At 66.0% G+C, this 26,179-nt stretch carries 21 protein-coding genes; 8 read left to right on the top strand and 13 right to left on the bottom strand.

Features of this window, described 5'->3' with window-relative positions; translation table 11 throughout:
* Window positions 1–2: 2 nt before the first annotated feature.
* Window positions 3–2,102 carry an FG-GAP-like repeat-containing protein gene (locus ABD301_RS37110; RefSeq protein WP_344314798.1) on the top strand — a complete coding sequence of 700 codons (2,100 nt, stop codon included), beginning with the start codon at window positions 3–5 and terminating at the stop codon, window positions 2,100–2,102.
* A gap of 633 nt (window positions 2,103–2,735) precedes the next feature.
* On the opposite strand, the gene ABD301_RS37105 is transcribed toward ABD301_RS37110, so the two are convergent.
* Both ABD301_RS37105 and ABD301_RS37100 read right to left on the bottom strand, forming a co-directional pair.
* Entirely contained in the window at window positions 2,736–3,977 is a 1,242-nt protein-coding gene (locus tag ABD301_RS37105) for an HNH endonuclease (RefSeq protein ID WP_344314797.1), read from the bottom strand.
* 1,172 nt (window positions 3,978–5,149) lie between these two features.
* Complete coding sequence (locus tag ABD301_RS37100; protein ID WP_279581818.1) at window positions 5,150–6,367, bottom strand: cytochrome P450 family protein; 1,218 nt, start codon at window positions 6,365–6,367, stop codon at window positions 5,150–5,152.
* A gap of 99 nt (window positions 6,368–6,466) precedes the next feature.
* Here ABD301_RS37100 and ABD301_RS37095 point away from each other — a divergent pair, with 99 nt between their 5' ends.
* The 3 genes from ABD301_RS37095 (at window position 6,467) to ABD301_RS37085 (ending at window position 10,278) form a co-directional block, all read left to right on the top strand.
* Window positions 6,467–7,051: a TetR/AcrR family transcriptional regulator gene (locus ABD301_RS37095; RefSeq protein WP_344314796.1), complete on the top strand. Its 585-nt coding sequence runs from the start codon at window positions 6,467–6,469 to the stop codon at window positions 7,049–7,051.
* Between the two features lie 73 nt (window positions 7,052–7,124).
* Window positions 7,125–8,735, top strand: coding sequence for a long-chain-fatty-acid--CoA ligase (locus tag ABD301_RS37090; protein ID WP_344314795.1), 1,611 nt, complete (start codon window positions 7,125–7,127; stop codon window positions 8,733–8,735).
* Between the two features lie 115 nt (window positions 8,736–8,850).
* Window positions 8,851–10,278, top strand: coding sequence for an MFS transporter (locus tag ABD301_RS37085; protein WP_344314794.1), 1,428 nt, complete (start codon window positions 8,851–8,853; stop codon window positions 10,276–10,278).
* A gap of 16 nt (window positions 10,279–10,294) precedes the next feature.
* On the opposite strand, the gene ABD301_RS37080 is transcribed toward ABD301_RS37085, so the two are convergent.
* The 8 genes from ABD301_RS37080 to ABD301_RS37045 form a co-directional block, all read right to left on the bottom strand.
* Entirely contained in the window at window positions 10,295–10,918 is a 624-nt protein-coding gene (locus ABD301_RS37080) for a GTP cyclohydrolase II (protein WP_163571258.1), read from the bottom strand.
* 94 nt (window positions 10,919–11,012) lie between these two features.
* The gene (locus tag ABD301_RS37075) at window positions 11,013–11,906 is read right to left on the bottom strand and encodes a serine hydrolase family protein (RefSeq protein WP_344314793.1); all 894 of its coding nucleotides are present in this window, start codon (window positions 11,904–11,906) and stop codon (window positions 11,013–11,015) included.
* 60 nt (window positions 11,907–11,966) lie between these two features.
* Complete coding sequence (locus ABD301_RS37070; protein ID WP_279581821.1) at window positions 11,967–12,647, bottom strand: GntR family transcriptional regulator; 681 nt, start codon at window positions 12,645–12,647, stop codon at window positions 11,967–11,969.
* Entirely contained in the window at window positions 12,644–13,645 is a 1,002-nt protein-coding gene (locus ABD301_RS37065) for a proline racemase family protein (protein WP_344314792.1), read from the bottom strand. Before ABD301_RS37065 ends, ABD301_RS37070 begins: the two co-directional genes overlap by 4 nt.
* A 2-nt stretch (window positions 13,646–13,647) precedes the next feature.
* Window positions 13,648–14,541 carry a dihydrodipicolinate synthase family protein gene (locus tag ABD301_RS37060; protein WP_344314791.1) on the bottom strand — a complete coding sequence of 298 codons (894 nt, stop codon included), beginning with the start codon at window positions 14,539–14,541 and terminating at the stop codon, window positions 13,648–13,650.
* Window positions 14,541–15,884, bottom strand: a complete 1,344-nt coding sequence (locus ABD301_RS37055; RefSeq protein ID WP_344314790.1) for an FAD-dependent oxidoreductase — start codon at window positions 15,882–15,884, stop codon at window positions 14,541–14,543. The genes ABD301_RS37060 and ABD301_RS37055 overlap by 1 nt, the downstream gene beginning before the upstream one ends.
* The gene (locus ABD301_RS37050) at window positions 15,865–16,134 is read right to left on the bottom strand and encodes a (2Fe-2S)-binding protein (RefSeq protein WP_163571262.1); all 270 of its coding nucleotides are present in this window, start codon (window positions 16,132–16,134) and stop codon (window positions 15,865–15,867) included. Before ABD301_RS37050 ends, ABD301_RS37055 begins: the two co-directional genes overlap by 20 nt.
* A complete protein-coding gene (locus ABD301_RS37045; RefSeq protein ID WP_163571264.1) occupies window positions 16,131–17,288 on the bottom strand; it encodes an FAD-dependent oxidoreductase in 1,158 nt (385 codons plus the stop codon). Before ABD301_RS37045 ends, ABD301_RS37050 begins: the two co-directional genes overlap by 4 nt.
* Window positions 17,289–17,849: 561 nt before the next feature.
* Here ABD301_RS37045 and ABD301_RS37040 point away from each other — a divergent pair.
* On the top strand, window positions 17,850–19,019 hold the full coding sequence (locus ABD301_RS37040; protein WP_163571266.1) for an MFS transporter: 1,170 nt from the start codon (window positions 17,850–17,852) through the stop codon (window positions 19,017–19,019).
* Window positions 19,020–19,021: 2 nt separating this feature from the next.
* Here ABD301_RS37040 and ABD301_RS37035 read toward each other — a convergent pair whose 3' ends face one another.
* The gene (locus ABD301_RS37035; RefSeq protein ID WP_344314789.1) at window positions 19,022–19,495 is read right to left on the bottom strand and encodes a GNAT family N-acetyltransferase; all 474 of its coding nucleotides are present in this window, start codon (window positions 19,493–19,495) and stop codon (window positions 19,022–19,024) included.
* 76 nt (window positions 19,496–19,571) lie between these two features.
* Between ABD301_RS37035 and ABD301_RS37030 the strand changes: the two genes are divergently transcribed.
* The gene (locus tag ABD301_RS37030) at window positions 19,572–21,002 is read left to right on the top strand and encodes an aminotransferase-like domain-containing protein (RefSeq protein ID WP_344314788.1); all 1,431 of its coding nucleotides are present in this window, start codon (window positions 19,572–19,574) and stop codon (window positions 21,000–21,002) included.
* 84 nt (window positions 21,003–21,086) lie between these two features.
* Here ABD301_RS37030 and ABD301_RS37025 read toward each other — a convergent pair whose 3' ends face one another.
* Together ABD301_RS37025 and ABD301_RS37020 are read right to left on the bottom strand one after the other, a co-directional pair.
* The gene (locus ABD301_RS37025) at window positions 21,087–22,316 is read right to left on the bottom strand and encodes an NAD(P)/FAD-dependent oxidoreductase (protein ID WP_344314786.1); all 1,230 of its coding nucleotides are present in this window, start codon (window positions 22,314–22,316) and stop codon (window positions 21,087–21,089) included.
* Window positions 22,317–22,407: 91 nt separating this feature from the next.
* Window positions 22,408–23,607, bottom strand: coding sequence for an FAD-dependent monooxygenase (locus tag ABD301_RS37020; protein ID WP_344314785.1), 1,200 nt, complete (start codon window positions 23,605–23,607; stop codon window positions 22,408–22,410).
* Between the two features lie 108 nt (window positions 23,608–23,715).
* Between ABD301_RS37020 and ABD301_RS37015 the strand changes: the two genes are divergently transcribed.
* Window positions 23,716–24,285 (top strand): TetR family transcriptional regulator, encoded by a 570-nt coding sequence (locus tag ABD301_RS37015; RefSeq protein WP_163571285.1) that lies wholly within the window; start codon window positions 23,716–23,718, stop codon window positions 24,283–24,285.
* A gap of 33 nt (window positions 24,286–24,318) precedes the next feature.
* Window positions 24,319–25,596, top strand: coding sequence for a tyrosine--tRNA ligase (gene tyrS, locus ABD301_RS37010; protein WP_344314784.1), 1,278 nt, complete (start codon window positions 24,319–24,321; stop codon window positions 25,594–25,596).
* Window positions 25,597–26,179 lie beyond the last annotated feature (583 nt).

Raw genomic sequence — 26,179 nt, 5'->3', positions numbered from 1 at the left:
AGATGTCAAAGATTCTTAACATCGTCGGCAGATTCCGACTGGGCGGCGATACGGCCTTGACCGTCGCCATCCGCTGCCGTACGGTCCCGTCGGCCCACCGCCTTTCCGGGGAGAATCTGGTGAAACCTCTCAGCGTCGTACTGGCGGCAGTGCTGGTCATCGCCGGCCTGGGGTGGGCGCCGCCGGCGGCGACCGCGTCCACCGGGGCCAGTGCGGCGGGCTATGTGTCCCAACTGCCGGACCCGATCTTTTACCCGCGGCTCATTCGGCTGGCCCACAACGGCGCCGCGAACGGCACTTTGGTCGCATCCGGCGACGCGAGGGTGGGCGCGAGCGGCGACGGCGTCGGTCGCATCTTCAGCAGTACCGATGACGGCCGGACGTGGACGCGGACCGCCACCATCGCCGACCCAGCCTCGGCTGGCGGCGCGTTGTGCTGCACGACTTTGTACGAGTTGCCGGCCGCGGTGGGCGCGTACCCGGCGGGGACCCTGCTGTGGGCGACCTCGACCGGTTCGAGCCGCGGCACCGCGGAGCTGCGGCTGTGGACCAGCACGAATCAGGGCGGAACGTGGTCGTTCGCCGGCTCGATCGTCAGCGCGCCGAGCACGGCGGCCAGCAACCGCGCTTTCTGGGAGCCGGAGTTCGCCGTCACCAAGAATGCCGAACTCGCGGTCTATTACTCCGACGACCTCACCGCGCAGGCCCAGCACGACCAGAAACTCGCTGAGGCGCGGACCAGTGATCTCCATGACTGGTCCGAAAAACGCGATGTGGTGGCGAGCGCGACCCGGGCCAACCGGCCGGGCATGGCCGTCGTACGTAAGATCGGCGACGGCTCGTACGTGATGACCTACGAGTTCTGTGGCAGCTGGCAGGGAAACTGCGAGGTCCGCATGCGTACGTCGGCGGACGGCTGGGACTGGGGCGATCCCGCCACTGTTGGTTCGGTGCTCGGTGCCGACGGCGAGTACGCCGGGCACGCGCCGACGGTCGAGTGGCTGAATTCCGGAATTCCGGGCGGAACCTTGGTGGTGGTCGGCCAGTTCATGTACAACTCCAACGGTACGGTCGCCGCGGACAGCGGCCAGGTCATGTTGGTCAACGAATATGGCAGCTGGCGGCGAGCGCCCGCGCCCGTACGAGTGTCGAATGCCGCGGATGCCTGCGACAACTACAGTTCCCCGCTGCTGGCCTCGGCAGACGGGCAGCGCGTCGAGCAGCTCGCGGAAGCTGGTTGCACCGCGTATTTCGGCGTCGCGAACACCACCGTGGCCACGTCCGTACGAGCATCCCTTTCTGGCGACGGAAAAGCCGACATCGCCGGTATCGACACGGCCGGTGCCATTCGGGCGTGGATTAACGTCAAGGGATTCGACACCATGCCTTGGGGCGCCAGTCTGGCCGTCGCGTCGATGAGTACGGATCCGCGACGAACCAGGTTCGCGGACCTGGACGGCGACGGCAAAAAGGACATCATCTCGATCGAACCTGACCCGACCAACCCGAATGCGAGCCGGGTTTACGCGTGGCACAACGGACGTGGGTTTGCCTCGCCGCCCTGGGACGGCGCGAAAACCCTGATCGCCGAGATGGACGCCGACCCGGCGCGAACACAGTTCGCGGACCTCGACGGCGATGGCAAGGCCGACATCATCGCGATTGGCGCGGACGGCAACGTTACCGGGTGGCGCAACATCCGCGGGTTCGCCGAAAACCCGTGGGGCGGCAGCCAAACCCACTTGGCCGCACTCGACCCCGATCCGACCCGGATCAAGTTCGCCGATCTCGATGGCGACGGCAAGGCGGACCTGATTTCGGTGGGCCCGGACGGAAAGGTGCTCGCCTGGCACAATGTCCTGGGTTTCGCGCCGAATCCGTGGGCCGGCGGCCCGACCCAGATCGCCGCGATGGATCCGAACCCGGACCGGACCCAGTTCGCCGATCTCGACGGCGACGGCAAAGCCGACATCGTCGGGATCGGCGCGGACGGGACCGTCACCGGATGGCGCAATGTCCTGGGTTTCGCGCCGAATCCGTGGGGCGCCAGCAGGCAGATCGCCCAGATGGACCTGGACCCGACCCGGACCTATCTTATTTAGTACCTCGTCAAGCAACGTTGGGTAGGTAATCGGGTCGGCGGATTTTGGAACCGCTCACAGGCTTCGTGAGCCACTCTCGACACGATCAGCCTTGACCCAGTTTCCCGCGTCTGAGTCACAATCCCCAGGTCCCGAGCCACCTGCGCGACCGTCTTGTCCGTCTCACGCACAATCCACACCGCTCCCGCACGGAACGCCGAATCGTACTTCCGCCGCATTTCCGGCATCCCTGGTGCCTGATCCTGAGGTTCCGGCGAAGGCGCGGTCGCGACAGTATTCCGTGTCTTGCAAGGTAAAGACTCTGGCTGAGTACGAGGAGTTGGATGAAGCGGACAAGGGTGCCCTGCTGCGACGGGAAGGCTCGTATACGTCGCTGATCTTGGCGTGGCGGACTTAGCGGGACCAAGGAGCGCTGGCGGGGCTGGTCGATCCCGCGGGGCGGCCTGCGGCCGACCCGCGGGATCGGGAGAACGTCCAGCTGCACAAGGAAAAAGAGCGCCTGGTCGGCGAGCTGGGCAAGGCTCGGCAGGTGATCGATATCCAGGGAAAACTCTCCGCACTGATGGAGCAACTCGCACATAGCAGGGTTGTGGGCCGCCGGGCGTGATAGTGCCCGGCGGCCGGGTGGATGTTCTATGTGGCGAGCTGGTTAATCCCGCGGATGGGTCTTCGTTCGCGGTCAACGTACGCGGGCGGTAGGAATTCAACGATTCCGTTGACGATGCGTACGTCCCAGCCGCCGTGGTGCACTAATCGATGGCAGCGGTCGCACAGGAGTACGCAATTGTCAAGGCAGGTATGCCCACCATCGGCCCAGTGCTGCACGTGGTGCCCTCTGGTCCAGCGGGGTGGTCGGCCGCATCTGGCGCAGCCTTTGTCTCGCGCTATCAAGGCTTTGCGTAGGGCTGGTGTGATGAGTCGTTCGTTGCGTCCGACATCCAGGGGCACGCTGTCGCTGCCCAGCACCATCGGGATAATGTCCGCGTCACACGCGAGCCGGCGGACGCCTTCGGGGGAAATCGGTGCGCCGCTGTGTGGGTAGGCGACTCCGAGGCGGTCTCGGAGCGTGTCCCAGCTGATGGTGATGGTGAGATGCGGCCGCTCGGCGCCCTGGATGGGGAGTTTCCCGGAGTCCGCGATCAGATTCAGGGCTTCCGCGAGCGCGTCCCCGTTGCGCTCGGACACTGACCGCTGATCAGGGGTGCCATTCTCAGCCGGGCGGGGTTTAGTCAGGGGGCTCAGAATTTCACTGAACAAAGTGCCGGTTTCCCCGTCGAACGAGCCACTGAAGTTCAGGCGCCCGTCTGTCCCGGTGTGCAGGGACAGTTCGCGGCGTGGTGTCTCGTTTTCGTGTTCGGACGGCGCCGGTCCGTCAGGGTCCAGGTGATCATGGATCCGTCGGCCAACTTTGGCTAGGCCGGGTGCGGTGTACCGTTTCGCGTGCTCCACCAGCGACGCTTCGGCTTCCTCACGATCCTGGATGGTCACCCTGGCCGGGAGCCTGGTCACGACCCCAACAATCGTGTCGATCTGGGAGTCGGCGAGTTCCCCGCGGCGCATCGCCTCACTCGCTATGCTGAGTGTGGGTGCGAGTGTTTCCCCGGTCAGGGCTTGGCTGGGGCACAGGTTCAGGGCTCGTTTGTAGCGTCGGGATGCCTCTGTGGGGGACAGTCGCAGGAGGTCTTGCAGCATGCCCAGGGTGTTGCGGTGTCCGAGCGTCTTGCCGACGTTTCCTCGGTGGATCGCCGCGACAATGTCCAGCACTTCGACCTGCAGTAGCCGGACCGCTTTTTCTTTTGCCTGCAGCAGCTCACCGAGCTCGTCCGGGTCACACCTCCAGAGTTCTGGAGTGGTGGTGTCGTCGCCGGCGGCCATGACATTAATTCTACCGCCGGCACCGACAATATGGCCGCGTATGGGTAATCAGGAATTGCATACTTTCACAATAACCTCAACGAAACATAGAGAGCGCGCGCGTTCAATTGAGGTTCTGGGGGAACCTCAGTTGGCGACGTTGGCCGGCTACGCCGCCTTGGCCGAGGACACTTGCGCCCTCATCCCACCCCCAAGTACTCAGGTCATCCCAACCATCAATTGGCACCGGATAAATCGACATAGTGCAGATATCGTTCCTTGACGTGCTCGACGTGTTCACCTTGCCAACGACCTCCAGGTCTGCTGCTACTTTAATGGTGCGGGCAGCCTTGTGTCCGCTCTGGCGCCGGACGAACGGATGAATGGATGACTTCGGCTGTTCCCCCGTATGTCATGAGCGTCGGCTGCGTCTTCCTGGCTGGCCTGAACGCTTACCAGGCCATTACGGGTCGGCGGCTGAGCAAGGCGCCGAGTGGGCGCGATCAGCAGACGATGAGGCGTCAGTCATCAATCGCGGCGGTCGTACTCGGCCTCGTTGCTGTCGTTGGTTTCGCCGTTGCGGCCGTGATGGGAAGCTGACCACGACCTGTTTCGTGAGTGTTGGGAGTCCTCTCGCGAGCCTGCTTCTGCCTTCGTCCTCTTGATCGACTTCGTGCAGGCCGACAGCCAGATCAGCACATCGACCCGAGCAGATGTCCCGCAGTGACAGAGTCGGCGTTAGCTCACAGTGCTCAAGGCGGTCTGTACGAGCGTGCCAGCGCGGCTTTCTGGACGATGAAGCTGGCTTCGTACACCGTTTCCTGGGCTGCCTCGTCGGGGTCGGGGTCCAGCGCGTAGTAGGCGAGGATGTGGGCTCGCGCCACTGGCGCCGTTCGTGATCCGGTTCGGTGGTGTCGGTGCCCTGCTGCTGGGCCTGTTGGATGCCCTCTTCGTGCATCAGGCGCTCACTCTCAGCTGGTCGCCGTTGGCCTCAGCCACTGCCGTAGCGGCGAGCCCCCGTACTGACCGGCGTGTAGTGCGGTCACCGTTTCTTGTGCACCGGCAATCGGGACTACGCCCAACACGTGAGTGGTGACGGCGGCGACCACCCGCCGTTGCGCGACCGGTCAGCGCCACCGAGATCGGGCGATGTCACGCGTCAGGCGGCGTAAATTACAACAAATCTACCTACACTAGTACCGAATCGGGAGCTCTTCGAGACCGCGGATGATGCTGGTGATTCCGTTGTCACGCCACCGCAACTTCTCGGGCGAGACGGCAAGGGCCAGGTCCGGGAAGCGGCGTACGAGCGTACCGATCGCGATCTGACCTTCGAGCCGGGCGAGCGGGGCACCGAGGCAGAAGTGCAGGCCGTGGCCGAAAGCGAGGTGGGATGGGGTGGCCCGGGTGATGTCGAGTTGGTCGCCTTGCGGCGCGTGCGCAGGGTCGTGGTCGGCGGCGGCCAGTACGACCGACACCATGCTGTTGGCCGGGATCGTCACGCCGGCGATTTCCACGTCCTGGACCGTGTAGCGCGGCGTGGCCCGCTCGACAGGACCGTCGAAGCGGAGCAGTTCCTCGATTGCCGGCACCACCAGCTCGGGTCGCTCGCGAAGCAGTTTCAGCTGGTCAGGGTGGCACAACAGGGCGAGCATGCCGTTCCCGATCAGGTTGACGGTGGTCTCGTGGCCGGCCACCAGCAGCAGCTGGATCATGCCGACCAGCTCGTCCTCGGACAGCCCGTCCCGTTCGTCCGCGGCCACCACCAGAGCGCTGACCAGATCGGGCAGCTCGTCCGGCGGCAGCGTCGGGTCCACTCGTACGCGAGCATTCGCCACCAGACCCGTCATGTAGTCGCGCATCCACCGACGGGCCTCGCGTTGTGCGGCTAATCCCTCGGGCGTCAACTCCGGCGAAATGCTCGCCCTGGTGTTCCGGTGAAAGTCGTGCCGATCGGCGAAGGGCACGCCCAGCAGCTCGCAGATAACCGTTACTGGCAACGGAAAAGCCAGCGCGGCGAGCAGATCCGCCTCGGTCCCGCCGGCCATTTCATCCAGCAGTGCGTCGGTGATTTGTTGGACTCGCGGCCGGAGCGCCTCCATCCGTCGCCGGGTGAAGGCGCTGGTGACCAGCCGGCGCAGCCGGGTGTGGTCCGGCGGGTCGGTGGACAGCAGGTTGACGCCGAGTGGGTTCTCGCTTTCGGTGACCAGGCCCAGGTCGCGCACCCACTGCGGCGCGTGCCGCGGATGCTTGGAAAGCCGCGGGTCGCTCAGCGCCGCGCGGGCGTCCTCGTACCGGCTGACCAGCCAGATCTCGGCGCCCATCGGCCCCTCGATCCGGTGCACCGGCGCTTGTTCACGCAATCGCTTGTACGCCTCGTACGGATCGGCCCGGTCAATGGCGACGGTCATCTCGACCTCCAGAATAGATACGGCTCCGTTGCTTATCGAGCCTATTGTCGTTCCCATAAGAAACGCAAGGGTTTCTTATTGGTGAGTAGAGTGCAGTGGGTGACATCGAGCCAGACAACTCGTACCCGCCGTCGCGGGCAGGCGTTGGAGGACGCGATCTTCCAGGCCGTCCTCGACGAACTCTCGACGGTCGGTTACGGCCGGATGACCATGGAAGGCGTAGCGGTCCGCGCTGGTACGGCCAAGTCCTCGCTTTATCGGCGCTGGGCCACCCTCGAGGACCTGGTCATCACGGCGGTGAACGAGTGGCTGCCGAACCCGCCGCCGCTGGCCGAGACCGGAGACCTGCGCGCCGACCTGGTCACCGCGATGACCAGGATGGCCGACACGCTGGCCGGCCCGATCGGGCGCGCGATCGGCAGCATCCTCGGTGACCTGCGCAAATCGCCCAGCCTGCAGGCTGCCGCCCGGGAGAAGGTGATCGAGCCACGGCAACGCGGTCTGCGGGCCATCTTCGAGAGCGCGGCGGCCCGCGGCGAGATCCGGGCCGGCGCGATCACCCCGATCGTGCTCAACGTCGGGCCGGCGATGGTGATGAGCCGTGGTCTGGTGCAGGGACTTCCGTTGTCCCGACGCGATATCGAGGACATCGTCGACCAGTTGATCCTGCCCGCCGTACGGTAACTACCGGGCAGCGGTCAGCTCCAGGTGCACGCCGGTCTTGAATTCCCGCCGGCGAGGTGGCCAGGATGTGCCCATGGCCGACGACACCTGGTTCACCCCGCTGACCCCGCTCGCCTTTCTGGACCGCTCGGCGCGGGTTTTCCCCGACAGGACGGCCATCGCGTACGGCGACCGACGGATCAGCTACGCCGATTTCGCGGCCGAGGCGACCCGGCTCGCGCACGCCCTGCGGGCCAGCGGCGTCAAGCCCGGCGACCGGGTGGCGTATCTGCTGCCCAACATCCCCGAGATGCTGGTCGCGCACTTCGGCGTACCGCTGGCCGAAGCCGTGCTGGTCGCGGTCAACACCCGGCTGGCCGGCCCCGAGGTCCGCCATATTTGCCAGCATTCCGGCGCGAAACTGCTGGTGGTGGACGCGGGCCTGCATCCGACAATCGCGCCGGTGGCGGCCGAGTTGGGGATCGCGATCGTGACGGTCACCGACCCGGCGTCCGGGGCGGCCGCGGACCCGGCGGTCGGTGGCATGTCGTACGAGGAACTGCTGGCGCGCGGTGCGGACACGCCGTTGCCGTGGGCGGTGCGGGACGAGCGGGACACGATCTCGATCAACTACACGTCCGGGACCACCGGCCAGCCCAAGGGCGTGATGTATCACCACCGCGGCGCCTATTTGAACTCCCTGGCCGAAATCGTGCATTCGCAGCACACGCCGGAGTCGCGTTATCTTTGGACACTCCCGATGTTCCACTGCAACGGCTGGTGTACGACGTGGGCGGTCACCGCGATCGGTGGTACGCACGTGTGCCTGCGTTCCATAGACGCCAACGAAATCTGGCGGTTGCTCGACGAGGAAGGCATCACCCACCTCAATGGCGCCCCGACGGTCCTGGTCACCATCGCCAACGCCCAGCCGGCCCACCAGCTCGACCGCGAAATCATCGTCACCACCGCTGGCGCGCCACCGAGCCCGACCGTCATCGGCCAACTGACGGAGTTGGGCGCCCGGCTGGTGCACGTGTACGGACTGACTGAGACCTACGGCCCGTACACCGTGTGCGAGGTGCAGGACGGCTGGCTGAAGCTGGATCCGCAGGCCCGCAACAAAATGCTGGCCCGGCAGGGCGTCGGGATGGTCGTCACTGACGGGGTACGGGTGGTCGCTCCGGATCTGACCGACGTGCCGCGCGACGGCGCGACCATGGGCGAGGTGGTGATGCGTGGCAACAACGTGATGTCCGGCTACTTCGCGGATCCGGCCGCCACCGAGCGGGCTTTTGCGGGCGGCTGGTTCCATTCCGGTGATCTCGGGGTGTGGCATCCGGACGGCTATATCGAGCTGCGCGACCGGGCCAAGGACATCATCGTGTCCGGCGGCGAGAACATCTCGACCATCGAGGTGGAGGCCACCATCGACTCGCATCCGGCCGTCCTGGAAGTGGCCGTTGTGGGCGTACCGCACGAAAAATGGGGAGAGCGGCCGAAAGCCTTCGTGGTGCTGCGTTCCGGTGCCACCGCGACAGCTGAGGAGATCGCCGCGCACGTACGCGCCCGGATCGCGCGTTTCAAGGTGCCGGACACCATCGACTTCGTCGCCGAACTGCCGAAAACTTCCACCGGAAAGATTCAGAAGTTCCAACTGCGCGAACGCGAGTGGAAGGACCGCGAATCCCGGATCCAAGGTTAAACGGACTAGACCAGACTTTCTGGTAAAACATCATAAGAATGGCGATTCGCTGTTGACGGATCGTGTCGGTCACTGGCTAACATTGTGACCCGCTCCCCGAGCCGCAGGGACTCACATGAGACCGTCCCCGATTTACCGGCCGATCGCCAGCCAGGAGGAGTTGCTGGCGCTGTCGGATCTCGCGGTGCGTCGGGTGATGAACCAGCGCGGCACCAAGATCGGCCGGCGGGCCGGCTGGCTGATGATCTCGACGATTCTGATCGAGGCGTGGGATCTGTGGGCGATTTCTTTCCTGCTCATCTTCATCAAGGCCGAGTTCCACCCGAATCCGTTCATGGTCGGGCTCGCGGCCGGCGCGGTCAACGCCGGTGCCCTGCTGGGGTCGCTGTGCGGTGGCTGGGTGGCCGACCGGCTCGGCCGGCGCCGGGTATTCCTGGGCACCATGGTGCTTTTTGTGGTGCTGGCGCTCGCGCAGGGTTTCGTGACGAACATGTGGGACCTGGTTTTGTTGCGGTTCCTGCTCGGATTCCCGCTGGGCAGCGACATCGCCTGCGGGTACGCGTACATCATGGAGGCGATGCCCAGGGGCAAGCGGGAGGTGATGGGAAACCGCTGGCAGGCCATGTTCGCCATTGGTGAGGTTTTCGCGATCGCCGCCGTCACGGTGATGTTCCTCGCCGGCATCCAACCGCACCTGTTGTGGCGCCTCGGCCTCGCGCTTGGTTCGATTCCGGCGTTGGCCTTGCTGCTGGTCCGGCTGAAGCTGCCGGACACCGCGATGTCGCTCATTCAACGCGGCCGTTTCCGGGAAGCCAAACGGGTCTCGATGCGGATGTTCGGTGACCCGCTGGAAATGCTGCCCAACCAGGACTTCCCGATCAACCGCCCCAGCACTCGGGACTTCCTGCGCAACATCTGGGCCGATCCGGTGCGCAAACGTGCCACTATCTTCGCCTGGATCTCCAATGGCGCGCAGGGCGCCGAATTCGCCGCTTTCGGGTTCTACTTGCCGGTGATTTTGGTGCTGACCGGGGTGACCGGGATCGCCGCGACCAATTTCGTGACCGGAGCGATCTATCTCATCGCGGTGGTCAGTGGTTTCGTCGGACCGGCGATCACGCCGTGGATCGGGCACCGCGGCATCGCCCAGTGGGGGTTCGGCACCGCCTTCGTCTCCCTGCTCGCCGCCGCCGCATTTCTCGCGCTGGACTGGAAAATCCTGGTCCCGGTAGCCGCAGCCACCCTGATGTGGGGCCATTACTGGGATGCTTCCAACGGCATGACGATCACCGCGATGATCGCCCCCAGCCGCTACAAGGCCACCGCCGCTGGATTCGGCTATATCTTCTGCAAACTCGCCCAGTTCGTCACGCTGATTCTGTTCCCGGTGATGTTCGCCGCCATCGGCATCCCACTGGCCACGGTTGTCGTCTCGCTCATCTCCCTCGGCGGTTTCCTGGCCGCCCGTTACATTCTCCCCGAGGTCTACGGCTACGTAGAACAAGAGGACACCCACCGCACTTTGGCCGCCGTACGCGCCTAAAGCCGCAAAGCCGCGGTCAGCTCGCGAGGGTGATCTGGTGGCCTTGCTTGTCGACTTTTGCCTGCAGATAGCGGATGTTGGTGCTGTTGGCGAAAACGCCCGTACGCAGCCGATGGCGGATCTGGATGTGGTGGGCGATCAACTGCTCAGCCTTGTCGGGATTATTGGACAGCAGGTCGATCGTGCCCACGCCCAGCGCGGTCAGCATTTGCGCGGCCGCCGTGTAGTCACGACCGTCTTCGGGCAGCCCCAGAGCGGTGTTGGCGGCGAAGGTGTCCAGGCCGGTGTCCTGCAATGCGTACGCGTCGAGCTTGCTGTAGAGGCCGATCCCGCGACCTTCCTGGCGCAGGTAGAGCAAGTAGCCGCCAACGCCGGCGATCCGCTCGGTCGCCTCCCGGAGCTGCGGCCCGCAGTCACAGCGGGCCGAGCCGAACACGTCACCGGTCAGGCACTCGGAGTGCAGTCGTACGAGCGGGACCTCCGCGCCGGCTGGGTCGCCCAGCACCAGCGCCAGGTGTTCGAGGCCGTCGACCAGACCGGTGAAGGTCACCGCCTCGGCGTCCACCGCGTAGCCGTCGTCGAACCGGAGCGGGATCCGCAGGCGGGTACGGACCGTGGTCGGCGCAACGTTGGAGCCCATGGACACGCCCTTCACCGACGACAGGTAGGTCAAGAATCCCGCTGGCCCGGGCTTTATTCCGGCCGCGCCGGCCGGTGGTGATCACGGCCACACGTCACAGCTGGGTATATCCGTAAACAGCCTGCGTGACGGCGGTGATCTTGCTGGCCGCGGTGGGCCAGTCGACGCTCGTCGGATAGAGGCTCAGCACGATCAGGATGCGGCTGTCGTGGTCGACGAGGCCAGTCGTGTGCAGCAGGTGACTGGTCAGATCGACGCCGTCGGCGGGGATCTTCGCGGCGACGCCGGCCGGTGCCTCCTCGCCGGAGCTGGCTGGGCTGTCCGCGGAACTCGTCGGGCACTGCGGTGTGCGTACGACGTCAGGGAAACCAGACCAACCTTGTTTGATCCGGAACGGCGCCGGCGCCACGCTCGGGATGCCGAAATACTGGTCGCTGCCGTCCTTCGCGCACTGGGTGGACTGCCCGAGATTGGCCAGGATGAACTGACCGAACGCATCCTGTTGGTCAGCCAGCAGATACTGGTACGTGCGCAGGATGTCCGACGCGCTGATCGCGGTGTATCCCCAGTAATTCCGATCGGCCGGCGGCTCGGTGTGCTGCAGACCAAGTTTTTCCACCATTCTGGTGATGACTTCGGTGTAGCCGTCCCCGCGATAGAAGTACTTCGCGGCGGCGTCATCGCTGGAGCGCAACATCGACTGCAGTTTGGGAAGATCATCGGCCGGAATATTGTCCACTGAGCCCTTGATGGTCAGGTAGTCCAGTGCGATGAGGATTTTCACCACGGACGCGGACCTGAACTGCTTGTCCGGGTCACGGCTGGCCAGGATGTGGTTTGTCGGACGATCAAACAGCAGGTAGCTGGTGGTCATGTCCGAGGGGATCGGCACTGGGGGAGCCTCCGTCCGGGCGCTGGCCGCGGCCGGGCCGAAGCCGGCCGCGATGATGGCGACCGATGCCGCCGTGGCACACAGCAATCTCTTCACGAATACTCCGATCAAGGACAAAGCGGGCAGCAAAATCCTGCCATGCCCTGATCTGTACGGTCATACCGGTGGGTCTGCCGCCCAGATGCCGCGGACGTGACCCAGGTGCTGGCGCATCAGCCGCTCGGCGCCGTCCGCGTCCCGGGCCTGGATGAGGTCGAGCAGCTCGGCGTGCTCGTGCGAGGAATCGAAAAGCGCGCTGCCCTCGGTCAGTGCTTTCAAGCCGTACAAGCGAGAGCTGGTACGCAACGACCGGACGATCTCGACGAGCCGCGGATTTCCGGCCTGGGCCAGCAAAGTCAGGTGGAAGTCCAGGTCGATCGTGACGTGTGCGATGAAATCACGGCGGCTGGCCGCTGCCTCGATGCCGGCGGCCAGCGGACGCAGCCGTTCGATCACCGCCGGGTCCACCCCCGCCTGCGCGATCCGCCGGATCACCGGGATCTCGATCAGGGCGCGCAACTCGGTGAGGTCGTCGAGCTCGGCGGCGGACAGTTCGGTGACCCGGAAACCCTTGTTCCGGGCGATTTCCACCAGACCCTCTTTGGCCAGGTCCAGCATCGCCTCCCGGACCGGGGTAGCCGAGACGCCGAACTGCTCGGCGAGGCTCGGCGCGGAGTAGACGACTCCGGGCGCCAGCTCACCGGAGATCACCGCGCCCCGCAGGGTTTCGGTGATCTCCTCGCGCAGGCTCCGGCGACCGCTCAGTGGCGCGAGGCGTACGGCCGCATCATCGATCACAGTTCGAACCCCTCGGGAAACGGATCGTCCGGATCACGCAGATATTGTGCCGTACCAGTGATCCAGGCCCGGCCGGTGACGGTCGGGACCACCGCGGACCGGCCGCCGACGGTGGTTCGCTCCACCAACCGGCCAGTGAATTCGGTGCCGATGAACGACTCGTTACGAAAGTCGGTGTGCAGCGGCAGCAGTCCGCGGCTGTGCAGCTGGGCCATCCGGGCGCTGGTGCCGGTCCCACAGGGCGAGCGGTCGAACCAGCCGGGATGGATCACCATCGCATGCCGGGAATGTCTGGCGGTCGATCCCGGTGCGGCCAGGTAAACATGATGGCAGCCAGCGATCTCCGGGTTCTCCGGATGCTCCGGTCGCTCGCTCTGGTTGACAGCCGCCATAATGGCCAGCCCCGCGTCCAGCATCCGCTGTTTGTTCGTACGCTCAAAGGCGATCCCGAGGCTCTCCAGCTCCACGATGGCGTAGAAGTTGCCGCCGAAAGCGACGTCGTACGAGATTTCCCCAAAATCCGCCGTCTTGACCGTACGATCCAGGCCCAAGGTGAAAGACGGCACGTTTCGCAGGGTGACCGCGCGAGCGGCGCGTTGCTCGACTTTCACGTCCACCACGACCAAACCTGCCGGAGTGTCCAACCGGATGGTGGTGACCGGCTCTTGGACCTCGACCATGCCGGCCTCCACCAGCACGGTAGCGACTCCGATCGTGCCGTGCCCGCACATCGGCAGGCAGCCGGACACCTCGATGAAAAGCACTCCCCAGTCGGCGTCCGGACGCGTCGGCGGCTGCAGGATCGCGCCGCTCATCGCGGCGTGGCCGCGCGGCTCGTTCATCAGGAACTTCCGGATGTGGTCGAGGTTTTCGAGGAAATACCGGCGGCGGTCGAACATCGTGTCGCCCGGGATGACCGGCACCCCGCCGGTGATGACGCGGGTCGGCATTCCCTCGGTGTGCGAGTCGACGGCATGGAGGACCCGGTCGCTGCGCATAGTCAGGAAAGCCCTTCTGCGAGCGCCTTTTCGGTGGCCTGGCGAACGGTTTGCTCATGCTCGGCGCTCAGCGGCACGCGCGGCTGTCGGGACGGCCCGCCATAGCGGCCGGCGAGGTCCATGCTCAGCTTGATCGCCTGGACGAACTCGGTTTTGGAGTCCCAGCGCAACAACGGATGCAGCGCCCGGTAGAGCGGCAGCGCGGTGCCGAGATCGCCGCCGGTAGCGGCTTTCCACAGCTCGACGCAGGCGTGTGGGAAAGCGTTGGGATAGCCGGAAATCCAGCCCACCGCGCCGGCGATCGCCAGTTCCAGCGCGAGATCGTCACTGCCGCACAGCACTTCGAGGTCGGGCGCCAACTCGTGCACCTGGTAGATCCGCCTTACGTCTCCGGAAAACTCCTTCACGCCGACGATCAGCCCCTCGCCGTGGATCTCCGCGAGCAGCTCCGGAACCAGGTCGACCTTGGTGTCGAAGGGATTGTTGTACGCCACGATCGGCACGCCCACCTTGGCGACTTCTCGATAGTGGGCGACCACGGCCCGTCGATCGGCGCGATAAGTGTTGGGAGGCAACAACATCACTGCCGGCGCGCCGGCCTCCGCCGCCTGCTCGGCCCATCGGCGAGCCTCATCGGCGCCGTACGCGGCAACGCCTGGCATCACCGAGAAACCCGGCGGCGCGGCCGCGACCGCGGTGGTGACAACCTGCGCCCGCTCCTGCGCTGAAAGCGTTTGGTATTCGCCAAGCGAACCGTTCGGGGTGACGCCGTCGCAGCCGTTCGCGGCCAGCCAACCGACATGCTCGGCATAGCCGTCGAAGTCGACTTTCCCTTCGCGCAACGGAAGCGCCGTCGCGACCAGCACGCCGTGCCATGCCTTTTCCGGTTCGTTCATCAGTTCTCCAGTCTCGACAGCACTCCCAGCGGCACCGGCTGGCCGATGGGTCGTTCGGCCAGCCCGCGCAAATCCTGTTCGGTCACCGCTCGGCCAAGCTCGCCGGCCACCAGAGCGGCGGTGGGGTAGCCGCAGACGCGGCCCTGGCACAGCCCCATCCCGGGCCGCGCGTACGACTTGACCGCCCGCGGGTCGGTGGCGCCGAGCTCGGTGACCGCATGGCGGATCGTGCCGACAGTGATTTCCTCGCAGCGGCAGGCAATTGTGTCCGTACGTACCCAGCTCTGCCAACCCGGCAACACTGGATAAGTCTGGTGCATCGCCTCCGCGAAAATCCGCAAGGCCGCTCGCCGCCTCAACAACCGGCTGGGCGGACGTGCATTCGCCGCGAAGAGGCCGGCAATTTCACCTTCCACGAGCGAGAGTTGAGCGCCACCGACTCCGCAGGCCTCGCCCGCAACGTAAACTCCGGTAACCGTGCTGCGCTGCTGGTCATCGACCTTGACCACCAGGCTGCCGTCGGCGTCGACGACCATTTCGCAGCCCAGCTGTCGCGGAATTTCGGTCTGTGGCGTGAAACCGTAGCCGACCGCGACCGTGTCGCAGTCGATCCGGCGCTTGCTGACTATTGTCCAGTTCGAGTCCAAACGCGCGACGGTGACTCCGGTGACGCTTTCCGTGCCATGCGCCTGGACCACAGTCGTACGCGTGCTGAACGGAATTCGATATCGTCTCAGCCTCCGCAAATAGCCAGCACCTTCGAAGATCTTGCTGACATTGCGAGAAAGGGCCAACGGATGTCGTAAGAAAGCGGTGGGTCGGCCGGCCTCGAAAACCCCGACCACCTGGCCGCCAGCCTCGGCCAGGCCAGCGGCCACTGGCAGCAGAAAAGGGCCGGTGCCCGCGACCGCGATCCGGTTACCAGCCACCACGCCCTGGCCTTTCAACAAAGCCTGCACTCCGCCGGCGGTGAAAACGCCCGGCAATGTCCAGCCCGGGAAGGGCAGCTGCCGGTCGTACGCGCCGGTGGCCACGACAACCGTACGACAGTCGATTTCCCGATCCGGGAGAGCATGGATGGTGAAGCCGCTGTCGGTACGCTCGATGTGCCAGATCGCGTGTGACGGCAGGAAAGTGACGGCCTCCAAGGCCGCGCGCAGGGGTGCGGGGAGGCGGTCCTCGCCGGCGCGATGCCGCCAATACTGCCCGCCCGGCCGCGGCGCCGCGTCAATCAGCACGACCCGGCTGCCCTGTGCCGCTGCGGCGGCCGCCGCCGAGAGGCCAGCCGGACCGGCGCCCAGCACGGCGATGTCGTACGAGCCGTCAGCAGGCGAGATCGCCATGTCCGGCCCCTTCCTGTGTTTCCACGACATCACCCGGCCGCACCTCGGTGAGACAGGCGCGCTGGTTGGGTCCGCCGCTAATTGTTGCCAGACAGTCAAAACACACGCCGATGCCACAGAAAATGCCGCGTGCCTTGCCATCTTTTCGGGTGAGTCGCCAGGACCGGTGCCCGGCAGCGATGAGCGCAGCGCCGACGGTCTGCCCGGGCTCGGCTTCGATGTGTTTTCCGTCGAAGGAAAAGGTGATCATCTGGCGGCTTCTTCGAATCGATGCGGGCGCAGCGGGGTTAGGTCGACAGCAGGCCTCTGGTCAGTCAACAACTGGGCGATCACATGCCCGGTCGCGGCCGCCAGCCCGATGCCGGCACCCTCGTGGCCGCAGGCGTGCACCAGGCCGGGCACCCGTGGATCCGGCCCGATCACCGGCAGGTGGTCTGGGCAGTACGGCCGAAAGCCCAAGTAGCTTCGCAGCAGTGAAACCTTTTCCAGGAAAGGGAAAACCCCGATCGCCTGGGTGGCCAGTCTACGCAGCACAGGCAGCGAGAACGTGCGATCGAAACCTACCCGCTCACGGCTCGCTCCAATAAGGACGGTCCCACTTTTGGTTCCCTCGACCACCACGGATGTTTCCAGCCCGGCGTCATCGCTGGCGACGTTCGCGAGGTATTCGGCGGTGTAGACCTTGTGTCGTACCACCCGAGGCAACGGCTCGGTGACCAGAACGAATCCGCGCCGAGGCAACACCGGCACCGGCGCGCCGGCCAGCTCGGCCACCTGGCCGGCCCACGTACCAGCCGCGTTTATCACCCACCGGGCATAAAACTCGTCCGCCGGGTCGGTCTTCACCCCGATCACAGCGCCCTGCCGGTCGCGCAGGAATGCCACCACGGTGGTGCCGGTGCGTACGACCGCACCTGCCTGGCGAGCGCGGCGCAACAGGTGAACAGTCGCGAGCATGGGGTGGACCTGCGCGTCCTGCCGATAGAGCGCACCGCCCACCACATCGCGGGAAATATTGGGCTCCAACTGGAAAAGCTCGTCCTGGTCAAGGTCGACCGCGTCGACCCCAACGGCCCGCTGCCCAGCCGTGAGCGCCCGCAGCCCGGTCGCGGTCGCCGCCGATCCAGCCACCACCACGCCACCTTTTGACTCGTATTCCAGGCATCGCGCGTCAAGGTCCGCGCTTATGTCCTGCCAGAGCCGCGAAGAGAGCAGTGCGAGATCCAGCTCCGGTCCGGGTTCCTTGTCCGAGACCAGAATATTGCCCTCGCCGGCGCTGGTCGTGCCACCCGCGATCGCGCCACGATCGACGACGGTGACGGTCAGCCCAGCGGCCGTGCACGCGTACGCACAAGCCGCCCCCACCACCCCAGCCCCAATCACCAGCACATCAGTTCCCGCCACACCAGTAGCATGTCATATTGCACTCTCCCTGACCAGTAACCCCCGGCTCGCTCAGTGGAGGTCGCCCGTCCCACGCCACGCGCACTCGCGCACGGCCGTACTCACTCAGCCAAGTGAACCCAGCCACACTGGCCTTCAACCCAGCCCCGCCCGCGCGGCGGCCGGAGGCCGCCCAGGTTCGTGGCGGTGGGGTGCCCGGTTTTTGGGCGCCCCGGCGATGCGAACCGGATGCGCCACCGCAGGTACTGCGGCCATCAACACTGCCCCGCCCGCGCGGCGGCCGGAGGCCGCCCAGGTTCGTGGCGGTGGGGTGCCCGGTTTTTGGGCGCCCTGGCGACGCGGACCGGATGCGCCGCCGCAGGAACTGCGGCCAACAACTCAGCCGCCCAGGGTTCGTGGCGGTGGGGTGCCCGGGTTTTGGGTGCCCCGGCGATGCGAACCGGATGCGCCGCCGCAGGTACTGCGGCCAACAACACTGCGGCCATATACTTGTCCGATTTTCGCTACTAGCGGGCTGACTGGCGCTAACCGGCAACGGCTCGATGGGCAAGGCTGAACAGCATGACCATCGCAACGCAGGCCCAGACGCGCTATCGGGGGAAAGCGGACCGGCCGGCGGTGGCGCTGATGGCGGTTGGGCATGCGGTGGACGACCTCTATCAGGGGGCCGTGCCGGCGCTGATCCCGTTCTTCGTGGCCGCGCATCACTGGAGTTATGCGGCGGCGAGCGGGATCACGTTGGCCGCGACCCTGCTGTCGTCGGTGATTCAGCCGGTTTTCGGAGTGCTGGTTGACCGGTGGGCGCTGTCCTGGCTGGTGCCGGCCGGGATGAGCGTCGCCGGGCTGGGCGTCGGGCTGTCCGGGCTGAGCGCGAACTACTGGGTGACCTGGCTGGCGATCGCGCTTTCCGGGCTGGGCGTCGCCGCGTACCACCCGGGCGCCGCACGGTTGGCCCGGGCCGCGAGCCGCGGCGGCCACACCGGGATGAGCTGGTTCTCGCTCGGCGGCAACGTTGGTTTCGCGCTGGCTCCGGTGCTGGTGGCACCCTTGTTGGAGACGTACGGTGTGACCGCCACGCTGCCGTTGCTGGTGCCGGCGCTGGTTTTCGCGGCGGTCAGTACGGTGCTGATCCGCCGACTGGGGTCGGCCGGCACGACCAGCGGCCCTCGTGAGGTGCCCGCGACCGATGACTGGCCGAACTTCGGCAAGCTGACGTTCGTGCTGGTCGTACGCTCAATTCAGACCTTCGGTCTGGGCACTTTTCTGGCGCTCTACGTGCAACGTCGAGTGGGCGTCGGGGTAGCCGCGGGCGACGCGGCGCTGACGTTGTTCTACGGCGTCGGAGCGTGCGGCACGCTGCTTGGTGGTTGGCTCGCCGGCCGGTGGGGGCGGATGCGGACCGTTCGGATCGGTTACGCACTCAGCATTCCGGGTGCGGTCGGGATGGCGGTGGCCAGCGGGCCGCTGTTGTACGTCTTTATCGCCATCACCGCACTCGCGCTTTATGTCCCGTTCTCATTGCACGTGACGCTCGGCCAGGACTACCTGCCGAACCGGATCGGCACCGCGAGCGGCGTCACTCTCGGCCTCGCGGTCAGCGTCGGCGGCCTCGCCGTACCACTGCTCGGCAAGCTGGCCGACGCAACAAATCTGCAGGTCGCGGTGGCCGTGCTGGCTGTGCTCCCGATCCTCGCGTTCGCCGTCACCCTCCGGCTGTCCGAACCGCGCTGACTTCACAGCGGGAGGCGGTAGTTGGTGGCGGGCTGGAAGCCGACCGATTCATAGAGTGGCGCGCCCATCGACGTGGCGTGCAGCTCGGCGATCCCGATGCCCTTCGTACGGGACCAGTCCAGGACCGCGGCCAGCAACTGGCGGGCGACGCCCTGGCCACGGGCGGAGGGATAGACGTACATCCCGCCGACGTACGCGCGCAGGCCCGACGGGTTGCCGGTACGCGGGAGCCCGTCCAACAGCCACACCGAGCAGCCGCCGGCCACGGTGTTTTCTTGCTGTGCAACGAAGGCGGCAAAGGAGTCGGTGCGGAGCTTTCGGTCGTACCAGTCGGACATGCCGCGCATCCAGTCCGCGGTCGGGTCGCTGATGTCGTGGCCCATCGACTCGAACATCAGGATCGCCATCCTGGCCAGTGCGGCGGCGTCCGCGCTGGTCGCCGGCCGGATCATCGCCGCGGTCTGCTGCAAGGTCACGCTGAGTTCCTTTGGTCTGTGAATTGACTACCAATACACTCAGGAAACCGAGAAAGCGGCAGGAGAACCAGAGCCAATGACAGCCAATGTGGACCGCTCCGCCGAGCAGCTGGCGGTGTTGTTGCTGGCCGGCTGGCACCAGGGCCGCGGCCCGGCGTATTTGCGGCTGGCCCAGTCGCTGGCCACCCAGATCCGCACCGGCCGGCTGCCGGCCGGGAGCCGCTTACCCACAGAGCGCGCGCTAGCGCGCGCATTGGCCATCAGTCGTACGAGCGTCGTCTCCGCCTACAGTGCCCTGCGCGAAGAAGGCGTGATCGTCAGCCGGCAAGGCGCCGGAACCTGGGTCGCCGGGGAGGTGCGGGCCAAGCCGATGGACCGGCCGGGGCCACCGTTCGTACGCGAAGCCGTCGCCGACCCGGCAGCGCTGTGCGACTTCGCGTCCGGCATCGGGACGGCCGACCCGTACGCGGTCGAAGTGATCACAGGTGGTGACTGGCTCGGCGACCTGGCCGCCGAGACCGCCACTCGCGGTTACCTTGCGCTTGGCCTGCCGGCGCTGCGGGACGCGATCGCTGAGCAATACCGGCACGCCGGCCTGCCAACCAGCGCTGAGCAGATCGTGATCACCGGTGGCGCGCAGCAGGCGCTGAGCCTGATCGCCGCCGCGGTCGCCGAGCCGGGCGGCCTCGCCGGCGTACAGAATCCGACGTATTCGGGAGCGCTGGACGCCTTTTCCTCGGCCGGCCTGATGCCGGTGCCACTGGCCGCCGGACCGGAAGTCGACGGCAGGTCATTGGCGGAAGCGCTGCATCGGCATCGGCTGCGGTTGTGCTATCTGATCCCGACTTGCCACAGCCCGACCGGGTCGGTGATGCCGGCGTCGACGCGCGCCGAGATCGCCGCGGTGGCCGCCGCGAACGATGTTCCGACAGTGGACGACACCACCCTCGCCGGTCTGCTGCTGACCGGTGACCCGCCGCCGGTGTTGGCGAGTTTTGCCCCGGACGCACCGATCCTGACGGTCGGATCACTGAGCAAGCTGACCTGGCCGGGCCTGCGGATCGGCTGGATCCGGGCGCCGGCCGCCCGGCTGGCCGCCATCGCGGCCGCCAAGAAGGCGGTCGACCTGGGCACCTCGGTGGTGTCGCAGACAATCGCGGTCCGGCTGGTCGCCGGCTTGGCGCAGGCCACCGCCCGCCGCCGGCAGTCCCTGCTGGAATCCCTGGACTGTACGGAAAAACTGCTCCGCGAGCAGTTGCCGCAGTGGCAGTGGCATCGCCCGGACGGCGGTTACCTGCTGTGGATCAGCCTGCCGGCCGGTGACGGCACCGGTTTCGCGACCACCGCCCGACAACACGGCGTGCCAGTGATGCCCGGCTGGCAGTCATCCCCGAACAACACCCACACCGACCGGATTCGGCTCTGCTACGGCCATCCGCCGGACCTGCTCCGCCATGCGATTCCCCGTCTCGCGCAGGCCTGGCACTCCTACCTCGGCGAAATCTGACGGGTCCAGAGAAAAGAAAGCAGACCGGCGGCGAGAGCGTACGACGGGTCACGTGAACAGCGTTCACATGGCGGCCGTTCGGTGTCAAGCGACAAGCTGGTCCAGCGGCTTGTCGGGATCGGCGAGGGCCTCCGGGTCGACCTGCTGGCCGCCGAGGATGAGCGCCTTGATCGGGTCGACGACATCCCAGACGTTCACCGCCATGCCGGCCAGCACCCGGTTTTCCTTGAGCCAGAAGGCAATGAACTCCAGGCCCGGCACGTCCCCGCGGAACACCACCTGGTCGTAGCCGTCGGGATCGGCGTAGCCGACATATTCCATCCCGAGGTTGTACTGGTCGGTGTAGAAGTACGGCAGGTCCTGGTAGCTGGACTCGTTCCCGAGCATCGACGCGATCGCCGTGACCGGCTGCCGACGGGCGTTGTTCCAGTGCTCGACCCGAATCTGTTTGCCCAGCACGGGATGGAAAGCGTTGGCGGCGTCGCCGGCCGCGAAGATGTCCGGGTCGCTGGTACGCAGCGCCGCGTCCACCACGATCCCGTTGTCCACGGTCAGCCCGGCCTGCTCGGCGAGCTGGGTGTTCGGGGCCGCGCCAACAGCGATGAGGACGGCGTCGGCCGGCAGCTCGGTGCCGTCCGCGAGCTTCACGCCGGTCACCCCGTCGGCGTCCGTGGTGATCTCGGAAACCTGTTCGTGGAAACGGAAATCGACCTCATGTGCGCGGTGCAGATCGGCGTACACCTGGGCGACCTCCGGCCCGAGCACGCGCAGCAACGGCAGGTCGGCGGTTTCCACCACGGTGACCGCGACTCCGGCCTTGCGGGCCGCCGCGGTCGCCTCCAGGCCGATCCAGCCGGCGCCGATCACCACCAGCCGGGAGATGCCGGCGAAGACGTTTTTCAGCGCCTCGGAATCGGAAAGCCGACGCAGGTAGTGCACACCGTTGGCGTCCGCGCCGGGCACCGGCAACGGCCGCGGGCTGGCGCCGGTGGCGAGCAGCAGCTTGTCGTACCCGATCTCGGAACCGTCCGCCAGCCGCACCTGGTGGCTCTCCCGGTCGATGGCGCTGACCGCGACACCGAGCCGCAACTCGATGTTGTGCTCGGCGTACCACTCCTGCGGATGTACGTACACGGTGTCCGGTTTCGCCTTGCCGATCAGCACTTCCTTGGACAATGGCGGTCGCTCGTACGGGCGCAGGGTCTCGTCGCCGACGATCACGACCGGCCCCTCGAAGCCCTGCTTACGGGCCTGTTCGGCGGCTTTCGCCGCGGCCAGCCCGCCACCGACGATCACGAACCCCTGCGCTGTCATCCCGGTCTGCCTCTCGTCTGCCGTCTTTGGTTTTATTGGTGAATCCTGGTCCTCTCTCAGTTACCGAGGCAAGTGGGGTGCCAAGCGCAGGTCACTCGCCGACGTACGGTTTGAGGGCGATCCCGTTGGCGGCGTCGTGGACGATCTGGGTGACTTTGCGCATGATCGCCTTGCTGCCGGGCAGTTTGGGCATCACCCGGAGCATCAGGGTCTGCATGCGGATCGCGGCCTTGGAGGGCGCCACCATCTGCTTCACCGTCTGCAGCCCGAGTTTCTGGTTCTGTTCCACGAAAGCGCGCATCTCCTTTTCGTAGTTGGCAAATCCGACCACGTGATCGCCGCCGGCCGCGGCCAGCTCGCCGGCCAGCACGTACGCGCCGATCAACGCGAGCCCGGTGCCCTGCCCGGAGGCCAAAGACGGTCCGTAGCCGGCGTCGCCAACGAGGGTGACCCGGCCGCGGGACCAGCTGTCCAGCCGGATTTGGCTGAGGCTGTCGAAATAGAAGTCGGGAGCGGTCCGCATCGACTCCAGTAGCCGTGGCACTTCCCAGCCGATGCCGGCAAAGGCGTCGGCGACGATTTTCTTCTGAGCCGCGACATCCCGGTGGTCGTACGACAGTTTTGGTGACGAGAAGAGGAAGAGCGCCTTCGCGTCGGTCATTTGGCTGGTGCTGTAGACGTTGGTCGTACGGCCTGGCTCGACGTAGAGCCGCTCGGACCGGTCCAGCCCGAGGTGGTTCGGGGTGGAGAAGATGCAGGCGTAGTAACCCATCTCGTGGAGGAACCGCGACTCGTCGCCAAAGGCCAGCGTGCGTACGTTCGAGTGCAGGCCGTCGGCGCCCACGACCAGGTCGAAGTGGCGCGTACCAGCCTTCTCGAAGGTCACCTTCACGCCGTCCGCGCCATCGACGAGCTCGGTGAGCGAGTCGTCGAACAGGTATTCCACGTCGTCCTTGGTGCGGTCGTAAAGGATCCGACTGAGGTCGCCGCGCATGATCTCGTCGTCGCCCTCGGTGCGCCCGGCGAAGAAGTCGGCGGGCATGGTGACCAGCGGTTTGTTGTTCTTGTCGACGAAAGTTTCGTCCTGCATGTCGGTGCTGTGCGCTCGTACGTCGGCCATGATGCCCATCCGGCTGGCCACCTCGACGGTCGCGCCACGCAGATCGACCTTGTAGCCGCCAGGCCGCAGCTCGGAGGCCCGCTCGACGACGGTCACCTGGTAGCCGTAGCGGTTGAGCCAGTAGGCCAGCGCCGGTCCGCCGATGCTCGCTCCCGAGATCAAAACGTTCATGTTCAGCTCCTTCGTCGGTGTGCTGAGAAGGACCGTACATACGTCTAAGACATACGTCTAGTACAAATGTGCAAGACGTTTGTTCGGATGTTCGGTACGCTGGCGGTCATGGGAAATCGCGAGGATCTGCTGGAAGGCGCGAAGCGCTGCCTCTACGAGAAGGGTTATGCGCGTACGACCGCACGGGACATCGCCACCGCGGCTGGTACGAGCCTCGCCGCGATCGGCTATCACTACAAGACGACCGAGGCGCTGCTCAACCAGGCGTTGATCGAGGTGATGGGCGATTTCGGAGACAAGCTCGCGGCCGCGTTGTCGCCGGACAACCCGGACGCCGGGACGCTGGAGAAGTTCGAGGCGATGTGGACCGGCGTGCTCAACTCTTTCAAGGAGGACCGCGCTGTCTACGCCGCCAGCCTGGAGATTTTCGGCCAGATGGACCGGGTGGCCGAGGCCAAGCAGGCATTCGCCGACGGCATCGACGAAACCCGCTTCTGGTGGGCCAAAACCCTGCACGGCACCGATCCGGGCGACGAGAAGACCGCGAGAATCCTCGGCTCCTTCTACCAGGCGCTGATGAGCGGCGTGATCGTCCAGTGGCTGATCGACCCGGAGCGGGCGCCTTCGGCGCAGGACCTGGCGACGGCGTTGCGGCTGGTGGGTGCGCAAACTCGGTGACACCCGAGGTCGGTCGTACGGGATACTCGCGGGGTGACTTCGACCGACCCGCACATTCTCGATGACCTGGCCTGGCGCGGCCTGATCGCGCAGTCCACCGACCTGGACGCGCTTCGCGCCGCGATGGACGCCGGCCCGATCACCTTCTACGTCGGCTTCGACCCGACCGCGCCGAGCCTGCACTTTGGCAACCTCATGCAGATCATCACCGCGGCCCGCTTCCAACGCGCCGGGCACCGCGCGTTGGCGCTGGTCGGTGGCGCGACCGGGCTGATTGGCGACCCCAAGGCAAGTTCCGAGCGCAGCCTGAACCCGCCGGAAGTGGTGGCGAGTTGGGTGGCGAAGATCCGCGCGCAGATCCAGCCGTACTTGAACTTCGACGATCCCAACCCCGCGACGATGGTGAACAACCTGGACTGGACCGCGCCGATGTCGGCGATCGAGCTGCTCAGGGACATCGGCAAGCACTTCCGGGTGAGCAAGATGCTGGCCAAGGAGGCGGTCTCGGCCCGGCTGCAGTCCGAGGCGGGCATCAGCTACACCGAGTTCAGCTACCAGATCCTGCAGGGGATGGATTTCCTGGAGCTTTACCGGCGGCACGGCTGCACGCTGCAGACCGGCGGCTCCGACCAGTGGGGCAACCTGACCGCCGGCATCGACCTGATCCACCGGGTCGAGGGGGTCGGGGTGCATGCGCTTGCGACGCCGTTGCTGGTGAAGGCGGACGGCACGAAGTTTGGCAAGACCGAGACCGGGACGGTCTGGCTGGATCCGGACCTCACCAGTCCGTACGCGTTCTACCAGGTGTTCTTCAACTCCGACGACAGCAAAGTCGTGGAGTACCTGAAGTTGCTGTCGGCCCGGCCGCGAGCCGAGATCGAGGCGCTCGCCGAGGCGGTCGCGACTCGGCCAGGTGCTCGCGAAGCGCAACGGGCGTTGGCGGAGGAGCTGACAACTCTCGTACACGGGGAGTCGGCGTGCGGTCAGGTGCTCACGGCCAGCCAGGCGCTGTTCGGTCGCGGCGAGTTGGCCGACCTGGATGAGTCGACGCTGGCCGCCGCGCTCACCGAGGCCGGGCTGGTGGAGGTCGCCGATCCGGTGCCGACCCTCGCTGAGCTGCTGCGGGACACCGGTCTGTGCAAGAGCTTGTCGGATGCGCGGCGGACCGTCGACGAAGGTGGTGCTTACGTGAACAACGTAAGAGCCGCTGACGCTGACCAGCCGCCGGCGTCGGACTCGCTGCTTTTTGGCGGCTGGCTGGTGGTGCGGCGCGGCCGCAAGTCGGTCGCCGGCGTACGCGTCAAACGCTGACGTCCGCGATGTTGATCTTGTCCGGAGACGCCCGGACAAGATCAACACCTCGCATGCCGTACGTGCCGGCGTCAAGCGATGTCGCCGGATCGAGACCGTGACGGGCGGCACCGTTAACCGATTTGACGCGGCCGTCCACGACGCCGTAACTTCGTGGTCGCTGACGGGATACCGGACAGAAACCAAGGTGCTTGGTCTTGATGACGAGCAGCGGGTTGGCCGGCCAGAAGCACTCAGACCCCCGGTGAGACGGTGAAAATCCAGTCCGCTAGGGTTTGGAACAAGCCAGTCAGGCGAAGCCGAGATGAACTTCAAGTTCCGGAAACGGAACGAAGTTGACAAGGCGAGAACGACAGACTAGGCTGGAGAAGTTGCCCCGAACATGGCTGAGAGGCCGGACGCGGTGGCGGTTGTTCTTTGAGAACTCAACAGCGTGTTGGATTGTCAGTGCCAATTATATCCCGCACTTGGGGTGTGATGGCAAGACCATCAGGGTCTTGTTGTCCAGTCCAGGTCGGATTCCTTTGGTATGAAAACAAGTGTCAGCTTGTTTGAATGCCAGGTTTCATCGACAGGGGCCTTC

It is taken from the genome of Fodinicola feengrottensis (assembly GCF_039530045.1).
GTDB classification, from domain to species: Bacteria; Actinomycetota; Actinomycetes; order Mycobacteriales; family HKI-0501; genus Fodinicola; species Fodinicola feengrottensis.
The sequence above is the reverse complement of the archived record's forward strand: the minus strand, read 5'-3'. Positions and strand labels throughout refer to the sequence as shown.

What these genes read in the sequence shown, in the direction of transcription:
- ABD301_RS37110 (WP_344314798.1), top strand. Translation starts at nt 3, where the DNA reads ATGTCAAAGATTCTTAACATCGTCGGCAGATTCCGACTGGGCGGCGAT.
- ABD301_RS37105 (WP_344314797.1), bottom strand. Translation starts at nt 3,977, where the DNA reads ATGGCCGCCGGCGACGACACCACCACTCCAGAACTCTGGAGGTGTGAC.
- ABD301_RS37100 (WP_279581818.1), bottom strand. Translation starts at nt 6,367, where the DNA reads ATGACCGTCGCCATTGACCGGGCCGATCCGTACGAGGCGTACAAGCGA.
- ABD301_RS37090 (WP_344314795.1), top strand. Translation starts at nt 7,125, where the DNA reads ATGGCCGACGACACCTGGTTCACCCCGCTGACCCCGCTCGCCTTTCTG.
- ABD301_RS37085 (WP_344314794.1), top strand. Translation starts at nt 8,851, where the DNA reads ATGAGACCGTCCCCGATTTACCGGCCGATCGCCAGCCAGGAGGAGTTG.
- ABD301_RS37080 (WP_163571258.1), bottom strand. Translation starts at nt 10,918, where the DNA reads ATGGGCTCCAACGTTGCGCCGACCACGGTCCGTACCCGCCTGCGGATC.
- ABD301_RS37065 (WP_344314792.1), bottom strand. Translation starts at nt 13,645, where the DNA reads ATGCGCAGCGACCGGGTCCTCCATGCCGTCGACTCGCACACCGAGGGA.
- ABD301_RS37060 (WP_344314791.1), bottom strand. Translation starts at nt 14,541, where the DNA reads ATGAACGAACCGGAAAAGGCATGGCACGGCGTGCTGGTCGCGACGGCG.
- ABD301_RS37055 (WP_344314790.1), bottom strand. Translation starts at nt 15,884, where the DNA reads ATGGCGATCTCGCCTGCTGACGGCTCGTACGACATCGCCGTGCTGGGC.
- ABD301_RS37050 (WP_163571262.1), bottom strand. Translation starts at nt 16,134, where the DNA reads ATGATCACCTTTTCCTTCGACGGAAAACACATCGAAGCCGAGCCCGGG.
- ABD301_RS37040 (WP_163571266.1), top strand. Translation starts at nt 17,850, where the DNA reads ATGACCATCGCAACGCAGGCCCAGACGCGCTATCGGGGGAAAGCGGAC.
- ABD301_RS37030 (WP_344314788.1), top strand. Translation starts at nt 19,572, where the DNA reads ATGACAGCCAATGTGGACCGCTCCGCCGAGCAGCTGGCGGTGTTGTTG.
- ABD301_RS37025 (WP_344314786.1), bottom strand. Translation starts at nt 22,316, where the DNA reads ATGACAGCGCAGGGGTTCGTGATCGTCGGTGGCGGGCTGGCCGCGGCG.
- ABD301_RS37020 (WP_344314785.1), bottom strand. Translation starts at nt 23,607, where the DNA reads ATGAACGTTTTGATCTCGGGAGCGAGCATCGGCGGACCGGCGCTGGCC.
- ABD301_RS37015 (WP_163571285.1), top strand. Translation starts at nt 23,716, where the DNA reads ATGGGAAATCGCGAGGATCTGCTGGAAGGCGCGAAGCGCTGCCTCTAC.